This window comes from Amycolatopsis thermalba (genome assembly GCF_003385215.1).
Lineage (GTDB): Bacteria > Actinomycetota > Actinomycetes > Mycobacteriales > Pseudonocardiaceae > Amycolatopsis_E > Amycolatopsis_E thermalba.
This window is the reverse complement of the sequence record NZ_PQHW01000160.1, coordinates 1-11,258: the sequence shown is the minus strand read 5'-3', so window position 1 is coordinate 11,258 and position 11,258 is coordinate 1. Positions and strand designations below refer to the sequence as shown.

The 11,258-nt window shown below is 69.7% G+C and carries 11 protein-coding genes; 1 reads left to right on the top strand and 10 read right to left on the bottom strand.

From position 1 onward, the window contains the following. Positions 1 to 128: 128 nt before the first annotated feature. The 4 genes from D0D15_RS34145 to polA all read right to left on the bottom strand — a co-directional run bounded on the left by D0D15_RS34145 (position 129) and on the right by polA (position 4,551). Positions 129 to 746 carry a Rossmann-fold NAD(P)-binding domain-containing protein gene (locus D0D15_RS34145; protein ID WP_233157486.1) on the bottom strand — a complete coding sequence of 206 codons (618 nt, stop codon included), beginning with the start codon at positions 744 to 746 and terminating at the stop codon, positions 129 to 131. A 162-nt stretch (positions 747 to 908) separates the two neighbouring features. Beyond that, on the bottom strand, positions 909 to 1,340 hold the full coding sequence (locus D0D15_RS34140; RefSeq protein WP_094008322.1) for a VOC family protein: 432 nt from the start codon (positions 1,338 to 1,340) through the stop codon (positions 909 to 911). 30 nt (positions 1,341 to 1,370) lie between these two features. Further along, positions 1,371 to 1,811, bottom strand: coding sequence for a helix-turn-helix domain-containing protein (locus D0D15_RS34135; protein ID WP_094008323.1), 441 nt, complete (start codon positions 1,809 to 1,811; stop codon positions 1,371 to 1,373). A gap of 4 nt (positions 1,812 to 1,815) precedes the next feature. Then, positions 1,816 to 4,551, bottom strand: a complete 2,736-nt coding sequence (gene polA / locus D0D15_RS34130) for a DNA polymerase I (RefSeq protein WP_244215011.1) — start codon at positions 4,549 to 4,551, stop codon at positions 1,816 to 1,818. Positions 4,552 to 4,636: 85 nt separating this feature from the next. Between polA and D0D15_RS34125 the strand changes: the two genes are divergently transcribed. Further along, positions 4,637 to 5,080, top strand: a complete 444-nt coding sequence (locus tag D0D15_RS34125) for a PaaI family thioesterase (RefSeq protein WP_094008325.1) — start codon at positions 4,637 to 4,639, stop codon at positions 5,078 to 5,080. Between the two features lie 61 nt (positions 5,081 to 5,141). Here D0D15_RS34125 and D0D15_RS34120 read toward each other — a convergent pair whose 3' ends face one another. The 6 genes from D0D15_RS34120 to D0D15_RS34095 form a co-directional block, all read right to left on the bottom strand. Further along, the gene (locus D0D15_RS34120) at positions 5,142 to 5,855 is read right to left on the bottom strand and encodes an ABC transporter ATP-binding protein (protein WP_094008326.1); all 714 of its coding nucleotides are present in this window, start codon (positions 5,853 to 5,855) and stop codon (positions 5,142 to 5,144) included. Next, complete coding sequence (locus tag D0D15_RS34115) at positions 5,842 to 6,759, bottom strand: ABC transporter ATP-binding protein (protein ID WP_094008327.1); 918 nt, start codon at positions 6,757 to 6,759, stop codon at positions 5,842 to 5,844. The genes D0D15_RS34120 and D0D15_RS34115 overlap by 14 nt, the downstream gene beginning before the upstream one ends. Further along, positions 6,756 to 7,868, bottom strand: a complete 1,113-nt coding sequence (locus D0D15_RS34110) for a branched-chain amino acid ABC transporter permease (protein ID WP_094008328.1) — start codon at positions 7,866 to 7,868, stop codon at positions 6,756 to 6,758. Before D0D15_RS34110 ends, D0D15_RS34115 begins: the two co-directional genes overlap by 4 nt. Further along, positions 7,865 to 8,860, bottom strand: coding sequence for a branched-chain amino acid ABC transporter permease (locus D0D15_RS34105; protein ID WP_094008329.1), 996 nt, complete (start codon positions 8,858 to 8,860; stop codon positions 7,865 to 7,867). Before D0D15_RS34105 ends, D0D15_RS34110 begins: the two co-directional genes overlap by 4 nt. Before the next feature lie 89 nt (positions 8,861 to 8,949). After that, positions 8,950 to 10,122, bottom strand: a complete 1,173-nt coding sequence (locus tag D0D15_RS34100) for a branched-chain amino acid ABC transporter substrate-binding protein (protein ID WP_094008330.1) — start codon at positions 10,120 to 10,122, stop codon at positions 8,950 to 8,952. Between the two features lie 315 nt (positions 10,123 to 10,437). Next, a complete protein-coding gene (locus tag D0D15_RS34095) occupies positions 10,438 to 11,055 on the bottom strand; it encodes an ANTAR domain-containing response regulator (RefSeq protein WP_017988040.1) in 618 nt (205 codons plus the stop codon). Positions 11,056 to 11,258: the final 203 nt, after the last annotated feature.

Below are 11,258 nucleotides of genomic sequence, written 5' to 3'. Positions count from 1 at the left end.
CAGCCGGGCACTACCGTGGAACACGAGAACCTCCGGATCGGAGTGGGCCTTAGACAAGCCACATCCCAACCGGAGGTTCTCCTTTACTCAGCCAGACACGCCGCTACCAACGTCCTGACCGGATACAGCTAGCGCACCAACGGCCGCAGCTGCCCCACCTGATGCGTCGAGCTCGCGTGCCCGTTCAGCGCCCGCCGCACCGCGTCGAGTACTCCCTCGGCGATTTCGTCCTGCGCCAGGGAGCGGTGGGCGTCGTAGGCGGAGACCGTGCCCAGCTGCACCACCTGCGTCGGGTGGAGCGGGAGGAGCGGGTCGGGTGGCTCGACGGCCCCGGTGCCGCTCAGGCCGCCGCGGACCTCGACCACCGGCGCGTCCTCGGCGAGCAGGGGCTCCACCGCCCCCATCACCGACCGGCGGTACTGCTCGTGGATCCACGCCACCAGCAGGTCCGCCGGCCCGCGCAGGGCCAGCTCCGCCTTCGCCGCGAGTTCCCGCGGCCGGTCCCAGTGCGCCTCGACCCAGATCGCCTTCCCGCCGCCCCACGGACGGAGGGTGGCGGGGTGGTAGGGCCGGTGCCCGGGTGGCCGCATCGACCGCCGCGCCGCCGCCCCGGGCCGCACCTCGCAGTCCAGCGGGTGGTACCGCCGGGAGGGCAGCACCACGTGCCAGCCCTCGTGGGTCAGGACCTGCGCGACCCTCGCCAGCATGCCCGTTCCCGCCAGGATCAGCGCTTTCCGGCCAGCCATGACCCCACGCTACCTGCTGCCCGCCGCCCGCACAGCCTCTCCACGTGCCGTTTTCCCGCCCGCAACACGCCGGACACCCGCCACGACACTGTTCACCGGCGACCGGTCCGCCCCGCGCCGAAGTGCGGCGCAACTCGGCGCGCAGCCGGAAACCGGCGACGCTCAGCCCCAGTCCTTGCCCGGGTCGAAGGCGTGCGGCTCGGTCAGGCTGAACCAGTTGCCCGAGTCGTCGCGGAACACCGCCTCGATGCCGTACGGGCGTTCGGCCGGCTCCTGCAGGAACGTGACCCCGCGGGCGGCCAGCTCGGCGTGCGTCTTCCGGCAGTCGTCGGTGCGCCAGACTCCCCCGCCGAGCGCGCCCTTGGCCACCAGCTCCCGGATCTGCTTCTCGGTCTCCGCGTCGTGCTGGGGCGGGCCGGGCTTCATCAGGATGAAATCCAGGTCCGGCTGGCCGGGCGGCCCGACGGTGAGCCAGCGGAAATCACCGATCCGCAGGTCCCGCCGCACCTCGAAGCCGAGCTTCTCGGTGTAGAACGCCTTCGCCGAGTCGTGGTCCAGCACGTAGACGCTGGCATGGGACAGTCCCCTGATCATCGCGAACCTCCTGTCGTCGATGACCAGACGCTACGGCCCGGCCGCGTCCCCGGGCTTCTCCGAATGTGCGGTTTCCGCCCCCGGGCGGGTCCACATCATCAGGTAGCACCCGGGCACCGGCGGCGGCCCGTCCGAACGCACCCGCGCCCGGTACTCGCTCGGCGACTCGCCGGTGATCTCGGTGAAGCGGCGGCTGAACGTGCCCAGGCTGGAGAACCCGACGGCCAGGCACACCTCGGTGACCGTCAGGTTCACCGACCGCAGCAGGTCCTGCGCCCGCTCGATGCGCCGCCGCGTCAGGTACGCCTTCGGGCTCTCCCCGTACGCGGCGGCGAACGACCGCATGAAGTGGTAGCGCGAACAGCAGGCGACGGCGGCGAGCGCGTCCACGTCGAGGGGCTCGGCGTAGTGCGCGTCCATCCAGTCCTTGGCGCGGCGCACCTGCGCCACCACCGCCACCCGGTCGGTCATCGGCTCAATGCGCCGCCTCGTTCCAGGACCGGCCGAACCCGACCGACACCTCCAGCGGCACGGCCAGCTCGTAGGCCGCGCCCATCTCGCGGCGCACCAGCTCCTCGACCCGGTCCCGCTCGCCCTCGCAGACCTCCACGATCAGCTCGTCGTGCACCTGCAACAGCACCCGCGACGAGAGGCCCGCCTCCGCGATCGCGCGGTGCACGCCGATCATCGCGACCTTGATGATGTCGGCCGCGCTGCCCTGGATCGGCGCGTTGAGCGCCATCCGCTCGGCCATCTCCCGGCGCTGCCGGTTGTCGCTGTTGAGGTCGGGCAGGTACCGGCGGCGGCCGAAGATCGTCTCGGTGTAGCCGACCTTGCCCGCCTCGACCACGACGCTGTGCAGGTAGTCGCGCACCCCGCCGAACCGGGCGAAGTACTCGTCCATCAGCCCGCGCGCCTCCTCGGTGGAGATCCGCAGCTGCTGCGACAGCCCGTACGCCGACAGCCCGTAGGCCAGGCCGTAGTTCATCGCCTTGATCTTCGCCCGCTGCGGCCCGGTGACGTCGGCCGGGTCGACGCCGAACACCCGCGCCGCGGTGGCGGCGTGGAAGTCGAACCCGGACTGGAACGCCTCGATCAGCGCCGCGTCCTCGGACAGGTGCGCCATGATCCGCATCTCGATCTGGCTGTAGTCCGCGGTGAGCAGCTCGGCGTACCCCTCGCCGACCACGAAGGCGTCGCGGATGCGGCGGCCCTCCTCGGTGCGGATCGGGATGTTCTGCAGGTTCGGGTCCACAGAGGACAGACGCCCGGTGGCGGCGATGGTCTGGTGCAGCGTGGTGTGGATCCGGCCGTCGTCGGCGACCGACTTGAGCAGGCCCTCGACCGTGGTCTTGAGCCGGGTGGCGTCCCGGTGCTCCAGCAGGTGCTGCAGGAACGGGTGCTCGGTCTTCTCGAACAGCGTCTGCAGCGCCTCGGCGTCGGTGGTGTAGCCGGTCTTGGTGCGCTTGGTCTTGGGCATGCCCAGCTCGTCGAACAGCACGACCTGCAGCTGCTTGGGCGAGCCCAGGTTGACCTGCTTGCCGATCACGCCGTAGGCGGCCTCGGCGGCCTGCTTCACGCGGGCGCCGTAGTGCGCCTCCAGCGCGGTCAGCTGCTCGATGTCCACCGCCACGCCCGCGGCCTCGACCTCGGCGATGACCTGCAGCAGCGGCAGCTCGATGTCGTTCAGCAGCGTGGTGCCGCTGATCTTCTCCAACTCGCCGGAGAGCGCGCCGGCCAGCTCGGCGACCGCGCTGGCGCGGACCAGCTCGCCCTGCACCAGTTTCTGGTCGCCGTCGTCGTCGTCGAGCAGGGACAGCTGGCCGTCGCCGGAGTCGCTGTCGTTGCGCAGCTCGCGCTGCAGGTACCGCAGCACCAGGTCGTCCAGCTCGAACGACCGCTGCCCCGGCCGGACCAGGTAGGCGGCCAGCTCGGTGTCCATCGCCAGCCCGGCGAGCTTCCAGCCGCGCGCCCGCAGCGCGTGCAGCGGCACCTTCAGGGCGTGCCCGGCCTTGGGGATCGCCGGATCGGCCAGCCACGCCGCCAGCGCCTGCTCGTCGGCCTCGTCCAGCGTGGTGACGTCGACGTAGCCGGCCTCGCCGCCCGCCGAGGCGAGGGTGATCGACTGGATGTCCGACCGCACCGACGATCCGGTGGTGCGGAACGACAGGCCCACGGTCCGGCCGGCCTTGGTGTGCCGGGACAGCCACGCCGCGAGACCGCCGGCGGGCACCGCCGCGCCCTCCACCTCGAACCCGGACTCGGCCTCCGGCTCGGCGCTGGACAGCGTCTGGAACAGCCGGTCGCGCAGCACCCGGAACTCCAGCTCGTCGAACAGCCGGTGCACCGCGTCCCGGTCCCACGGCTTGAGCGCGAGGTCGTCGGGCGTGGCGTCCAGCGGCACGTCCCGCACCAGCTCGGTGAGCTGGCGGTTGAGCATCACCGAGTCGAGGTGCGCGCGCAGCGCATCGCCCACCTTGCCCTTGACCTCGTCGACGCGGTCGATGAGCGCGGCCAGCGACCCGAACTGCTGGATCCACTTGGTGGCCGTCTTCTCCCCCACCCCCGGGATGCCCGGCAGGTTGTCCGACGGGTCGCCGCGCAGCGCCGCGAAGTCCGGGTACTGCGACGGGGTGAGCCCGTACTTCTCCGACACCCCGGCCGGGTCGTACCGCACCAGGTCGGACACGCCCTTGCGCGGGTACAGCACGGTCACCGCGTCGTCCACCAGCTGCAGCGCGTCCCGGTCGCCGGTGCAGATGAGGACCTGGTAGCCCTGCGCCGTGGCCTGCGTGGTGAGCGTGGCGATGATGTCGTCGGCCTCGTAGTTCTCCTTGGTCAGCACCGGGATGCCGAGCACCCCGAGCACGTCCTTGACCAGATCGACCTGCCCCTTGAACTCGTCCGGCGTGGACGTGCGCGTGGCCTTGTAGTCGGCGAAGGTCTCCGAGCGGAACGTCTGCCGCGACACGTCGAACGCCACCGCGAGGTGCGTGGGCTGCTCGTCGCGCAGCAGGTTGATGAGCATCGAGGTGAACCCGAACACCGCGTTGGTGACCTGGCCGGTGGAGGTCTTGAACCGGTCGGCCGGGACCGCGAAGAACGCCCGGTAGGCCATCGAGTGGCCGTCGATCAGCAACAGCCGCGGCCGCCCGTCCGCGGGCAGCGTGGCTGTGGTGTTGGCTACTGGCTGGTTCTGGCTGGGGCTCACGGGTGCGAGTCTAGGGTGGGGCACCGACAGAACCGCGCGAGCGGTCGCTTCGCCCTGCCGTCGTCTCACCGAGGAGCACTCAGCCGTGACCGAGAACCTGTCCGAAGCCATCCGCGAGCAGCTCGCGGGCATCGATCCGCGCGTCGCGGAGCAGCAGCTCAACGACAAGCTCGGCATCGAGTTCGTCGAGCTCACGGCGGAGCGGGTGGTCGGCACGATGCCGGTCGAGGGCAACCTGCAGCCCTACGGCCTGCTGCACGGCGGCGCCAACGCGGTGCTGGCCGAGGCGCTCGGCTCGACGGTGGCCGCGCTCAACGCCGGCCCGGACAAGGCCACGCTCGGGTTCGAGCTGTCCTGCACCCACCACCGCGCCGCGCGCTCGGGCCTGGTCACGGGCGTGGCGACGCCGCTGCACGTGGGCCGCGGCACCATCACCGCCGAGATCGTGCTGACCGACGACCAGGGCCGCCGCACCTGCACCGCGCGCCTGTCCTGCCTGGTGCGCGACCGCGCGCCGGGCAGCCGCTGACACACGGACGAGGGCCCCGGCGCACGCGGCGCCGGGGCCCTCACCGTTCCAGGCCACCCGATCAGGCGACGCCCAGGTAGGCCTCCTTGATCGCGGAGTCCGCGAGCAGCTCGGTCCCGGTGCCGCTCTTGGTGATCCGGCCGGTTTCCAGCACGTACGCGCGGTGGGCGCGGGAGAGCGCCTGCTGCGCGTTCTGCTCCACCAGCAGCACGGTCGTGCCCTGCTTGTTGATCTCCGTGACGATCCGGAAGATCTGCTGGATGAACTGCGGCGCCAGCCCCATCGACGGCTCGTCGAGCAGCAGCAACCGGGGCTTGGCCATCAGGGCCCGGCCCATCGCCAGCATCTGCTGCTCACCGCCGGAGAGGGTGCCGCCGGCCTGGTTGCGCCGTTCCGCCAGGCGCGGGAACAGGTCGAACACGCGGTCCAGGTCGGGCTGCAGGTTCTTCCGGTCCTTGCGCGCGTAGGCGCCCATGTCCAGGTTCTCCGCGACCGTCATGCCCGGGAACACCCCGCGCCCCTCGGGCACCTGCGAGATGCCGCGCACGACCCGCAGGTCGGCGCGCAGCTTCGTGATGTCCTCACCGGCGAAGGTGATCCGGCCCGCCGACAGCGGGCGGATCCCCGAGATGGCGCGCATCGTGGTGCTCTTGCCGGCGCCGTTGGCGCCGATGAGGGCGACGACCTCGCCCTCGTCGACCCGCAGCGTCAGCTCCGAGACCGCCTGGATCCGTCCGTAGTGGACGGAGACCCCGTCAAGCTCAAGCAGCGTCATCGTCAGGCACTCCCAGGTAGGCGGCGATCACAGCGGGGTTCTCCCTGATCTCGGCCGGCAGTCCTTCGGCGATCTTCTTACCGAACTCCAGAACGACGATCCGGTCGGTCACGCCCATGACGAGCTTCATGTCGTGCTCGATGAGCAGGACGGTGTAGCCGTCGTCGCGGATCTTGCGGATCAGCCCCATGAGCTCTTCCTTCTCCGCCGGGTTGAACCCGGCGGCCGGCTCGTCGAGGCACAGCAGCTTCGGCTCGGTGGCCATCGCCCGCGCGATCTCCAGGCGGCGCTGGTAGCCGTACGGGAGGTTCTTGGCCTTGTCCGCGGCCCGGTCGGCGATGCCGACGAACTCCAGCAGCGCCATGGCCCGCTCGACCGCGGTCTTCTCCTCCTGGTGGTGCCGCGGCAGCCGCAGCAGCGCACCGATGACGCTGGTCTTGTGGCGGGCGTCGGTGCCGACCACCACGTTCTCCAGCGCGGTCATCTCGCCGAAGAGGCGGATGTTCTGGAAGGTGCGGGCGATGCCGCGCTGCGTGATCTGGTGCCGGGTGGCCTTGCCCAGCGGCTTGTCCTCCAGCAGCACCTGCCCCGACGTGGGCCGGTAGACCCCGGTCATCGCGTTGAAGCAGGTGGTCTTGCCGGCGCCGTTGGGCCCGATCAGGCCCAGGATCTCGCCGCGGCGGATGCCGAAGGACACCGAGTCCAGCGCGGTCAGGCCGCCGAACTTCAGCGTCACGTCGCGCAGCTCGAGCAGGGTCTCGCCGACCTCGACCTGGATGTCCCGGTCGACGGCGACAGCCTCGGCGACCTCGGCCTCGTGTTCGGCGAGCTCCTCCGGGCTCATCCGGGCGACCTCGGCGACCAGGCCGCCCTCGACGGGGGTCTCCTCGCTGGGGTGGCTCATCGGGGACCTCCCGTCGTGTCGGCGGCCAGCGCGCTCTCCCCGCTGATCTGCTCACCGCGGCCGAGCAGCCGCTGGTAGGCCTGGCGGCCCCGGGCCAGCAGCCGCTGCCGGGCGCCGAGCAGGCCCTGCGGGCGGAAGATCATCAGGATGATCAGCGCGATGCCGAAGATGAGGTAGTTGTACTCGGCCAGCTGCACGAACCGCAGCGGCAGGTAGGCCACCACGGCCGCGCCGAGCAGCACGCCCACCTTGTTGCCGGCGCCGCCGAGCACCACCGCGGCCAGGAACAGCATCGAGGTGATGACGTCGAACGACTGGTTGTTCACGAACCCGAGCTTGCCCGCGTAGAGCGCGCCGGAGAGACCGCCGATGGCGGCGCCGATGACGAACGCCCAGATCTTGAACTTGAAGACCGGGACGCCCATGATCTCGGCGACGTCCTCGTCCTCGCGGATCGACACCCAGGCGCGGCCGACGCGGCTGCGTTCCAGGTTCCCGACCAGCAGCAGGATCGCGATGATGATGGTGACCGTCAGCCAGTACCAGGCGGTGGCGTTGGCGAAGAACGGCGTGCCGTCCGCGTCGGTGCCGACGCGCTCGAAGCCGGACTGGCCGCGCAGCGGGTCGACGTTGTCCGCCACCAGGCGGATGATCTCGCCGAACCCGAGCGTGACGATCGCCAGGTAGTCACCGCGCAGCCGCAGGGTCGGCGTGCCCAGGATGACCCCGAAGATCATCGTGACCACCATCGCCAGCGGCAGCGTCCACAGGTAGGGCAGCTTGGTCAGCCCGGAGTTCGGGCTGGTGAACAGCGCCGCGACGTAGGCGCCGACGGCGAAGAAGCCGACGTAGCCCAGGTCCAGCAGGCCGGCCTGGCCGACCACCACGTTGAGCCCGATCGCGACCAGCGCGTAGCGGGCCACGTCGAACATCGCGGTCGGGAAGTCGGTGCCGGTCGTCGCGATGAGCGGCGGGTTGAGCACCGGCAGGAAGTAGATCAGCGCCACGACCGGGATGAGGATCGCCCACTGGGCCGGCCGGGACAGGTTGTTCCACTGCTCGCGGATGGAGCGCCGCTTCGCCGGCGCGCTCACGGTCTGGGTGCTCATACGCGCGCCTTCCCGAGGGACTCACCGAGGATGCCGGTGGGACGGAACATCAGGACGACGATCAGCACGACGAAGGCCACGATGTCCTTCCACTCGCCGCCGAACAGGGACTGGCCGTAGTTCTCCACCAGGCCGAGCAGGAACCCGCCGAGCAGCGCGCCCCGCAGGTTGCCGATCCCGCCGAGCACCGCGGCGGTGAACGCCTTGATGCCGAGCAGGAAGCCGCCGTTGTAGATGGCGCCCTGCGGGATCCGCATCATGTAGAACAGCGCGGCGGCGCCGGCGAGCAGCCCGCCGACGAGGAACGTGATGACGATGACCCGTTCCTTGTTGACACCCATCAGCGTCGCGGTGTCCGGGTCCTGGGCGACGGCGCGGATGCCGCGGCCCAGGCGGGTCCGGTTGACGAAGTAGTCGGCCACGAACCACAGCAGGACGGCGGCGACGAAGAGGATGATGTGGATGTTGGTGACCGTCGCGCCGAAGAGCCGGAACAGCGGTTCCGGCTGCAGCAGCCGGATCTGGGGCTGCTGGTTGAGGCCGAACACCAGGCGCAGAACCTGCTGGATGGCGAACGAGGCGCCGATCGCGGTGATCAGGAAGACCAGGCGCGGGGCGTTGCGCTTGCGCAACGGGCGGTAGGCCACGCGTTCCAGCAGCACCGCGGTGCCGCCGGAGACCGCCATCGCGGCGATGCAGGCGATCGCGAGGAAGAGGATGATCTCGAAGACCGACAGGACCGGCGTGGCGCCGGCGCGGAAGCCGAGGCCGTAGAAGGTCAGCCAGGTGGCGAACGCGCCGACGACGAAGACCTCGGAGTGCGCGAAGTTGATGAGCTTGAGCACGCCGTAGACGAGCGTGTAGCCCAGGGCCACCAGTGCGTAGATGCCGCCGAGCGCGAGGCCGTCGACGGTGTTGTTCCAGAACTGTTCCGCGAGGCCGGCCACGTCGAAGGAGATCCAGGGCTCGGACTGCGCGAGGAATGGGGTCATCGCGGGGTACAAGGGTTCACTCATTCCCGGGTACGGATCGGGCATGCACGCGACGATCGGCCGCGTGCATGCCCGATAAGGTCAGGTCGTTAGCTGATCTGGCCGTTGTTGACGATCCTGCCGTTCTCGACGCGGTAGCTCCACACCGGGGTGTCGGAGAGCTCGCCCTTGTCGTTCCACTTGAACTTCTTCGTCAGGCCCTGACCGTCGTAGTTCTTGACGAAGTTGAGCATTCCCGCGCGGTCCTTGATGCCGCTGTCGATGCCCTTGAGCAGAATGGTCGTGACGTCGTAGCCCTCGGGCGAGTAGGTGCCCGGGTCAGCGCCCTCGACCTGCTTGAAGGCGGCCGTGAAGTCGCGGAAGTTGTCCTCCGGGACGCACGGGCAGGTGAAGTAGGCGTTGGTCGCGCCGCCGCCGGCGCCCTTGAGGAACTCGTTGTCCTTCACACCGTCCGGCCCGACGAACTTGGCGGTGACGCCCTTGTCGTTGAGCTGCTGCGCGAACGGGCCGGCCTCGGGGTAGTAGCCGGAGTAGAAGATGGCGTCCGGGTTCTCGGTGGAGATCTTGTTGACCACCGCGGAGAAGTCGGTCTGACCGGTCTTCACCTTGTCGGTGCAGGAGGCCTTGGCGCCCAGCGCCTGCTTCACGGCGTTGGCCAGGCCGATGCCGTACTCGGAGTCGTCCTCCACGACGCAGACCTTGTTGGCCTTGAGCGTCTCGGTGAGGAACTTGGCCGCCGCCGGGCCCTGGACCGAGTCGTTGCCCATGCCGCGGAAGAAGGTCTTCCAGCCGTTCTCGGCCAGCGCGGGGTTGGTCGCCGACGGGCTGATGGTGACCAGGCCGGCCTGGTTGAACAGGTTGCCCGCGGCCTTGGACTCACCGGAGAACGGCAGGCCCACGACGCCGATGATGTCGGCCTCGTTGATGACCTGGGTGACGATGCCCGGGGCCTTGTCCGGCTTGCCTTCGGTGTCGAACTGCTTCAGCGTCACCTGGCAGTTCGGATTCGCCTCGTTGTGCTGCTTCACCGCGAGGTCGGCGCCACGCAGGATGTTCTGGCCCAGCGCTGCGCTCGCGCCGTTGATGGTGCCCGCGTACGCGATCGACACGCCCGAGCACACCGCCTTGCCGTCGCCGCGCGGGTTCGCCGCGTCGGCCGCCTGCGAAGGCGCCGCCGCCGAGCCGGTGGTGTCGCCCGACGTACCTCCCTCATCACGCGCCGCGCACGCACCCAGCGCCAGCGTTGCCGCCGCTGCCAGCACGAGAACTCGCGTGAGTCGTGCTCCTGACACTCGTTCCTCCAATATCCAGCCGGCCGCGGACTGCGGCCGTCCCGAGATAGGGACCTATCGGGCGCTGAACGTAGCCGCCCGGTGAGGTCAAGCACAGCGGTCCGCGCTGTCTTGTTTCCACATCGTGACGGGGGTCACTATAGTTCATGCATGATTTACACCCGGTTGCTGCATTGCAACAACCGGGTGATAACAATCAGTGACCTTTTGCTCAGATGAGCAGCGCCGTCACGCTCTCGTTGGAGTGATGTCGGAGCGTTTGACCACGCACGCGAACGCGTGGGGTTATTTCTGACCGATGCTCTCGACGACCGCCTGGGCGACGGCCTTCATGGTCGTGCGCCGGTCCATGGCGGTGCGCTGGATCCACCGGAACGCGTCCGGCTCGGTCAGGCCCTGGTGGGTCATCAGCAGGCCCTTGGCCCGGTCGATGACCTTGCGGGTCTCCAGCCGGTCGGACAGGCTGGCGACCTCGGCTTCGAGGGCCTGCATCTCCGAGAACCGGCTGACGGCCAGTTCGATCGCGGGAACGAGGTCCCGCTTGTTGAACGGCTTGACCAGGTACGCCATGGTGCCCGCGTCGCGGGCGCGCTCGACCAGCTCGCGCTGGCTGAACGCGGTCAGGATGACCACGGGGGCGATGCGGTCGGTGGTGATCTGGGACGCCGCCTCGATGCCGTCCAGCTTGGGCATCTTGACGTCCAGGATCACCAGGTCGGGCTTGAGCTCGGCAGCCAGCTTGATGGCCTCTTCGCCGTCGCCCGCCTCGCCCACCACCTGGTATCCCTCTTCGCGCAACATCTCGACGAGGTCAAGCCGGATCAGTGCTTCGTCTTCGGCGACGAGCACCCGACGCTGCGGAGCGGTGGCCACACCGCTGGCCTCGGTAGCCTCTTCGGTCACCGGGGTCCTCCTGCGTGCTCGACGGAATGGGAATGCGGTAAACCGCAGGACGAGCCTACCCGGAACGATCCAGTCGGTGGATGGCGCAGACCACGTACCGAGCATGGTGTTCACCACGTCGTGCGACGGCGTGTCGCGTTGATCGACTCGCCCGTGAGCGGTCGTCACTGAGGGCTACCCCCGCTGCTCGGGTGGGTGGGCGG

Bases quoted from the DNA above. Each gene is read 5' to 3' on its own strand.
- D0D15_RS34145 (WP_233157486.1), bottom strand. From the start codon at position 746: ATGGCTGGCCGGAAAGCGCTGATCCTGGCGGGAACGGGCATGCTGGCG.
- D0D15_RS34140 (WP_094008322.1), bottom strand. From the start codon at position 1,340: ATGATCAGGGGACTGTCCCATGCCAGCGTCTACGTGCTGGACCACGAC.
- D0D15_RS34135 (WP_094008323.1), bottom strand. From the start codon at position 1,811: ATGACCGACCGGGTGGCGGTGGTGGCGCAGGTGCGCCGCGCCAAGGAC.
- D0D15_RS34120 (WP_094008326.1), bottom strand. From the start codon at position 5,855: ATGACGCTGCTTGAGCTTGACGGGGTCTCCGTCCACTACGGACGGATC.
- D0D15_RS34115 (WP_094008327.1), bottom strand. From the start codon at position 6,759: ATGAGCCACCCCAGCGAGGAGACCCCCGTCGAGGGCGGCCTGGTCGCC.
- D0D15_RS34110 (WP_094008328.1), bottom strand. From the start codon at position 7,868: ATGAGCACCCAGACCGTGAGCGCGCCGGCGAAGCGGCGCTCCATCCGC.
- D0D15_RS34105 (WP_094008329.1), bottom strand. From the start codon at position 8,860: ATGACCCCATTCCTCGCGCAGTCCGAGCCCTGGATCTCCTTCGACGTG.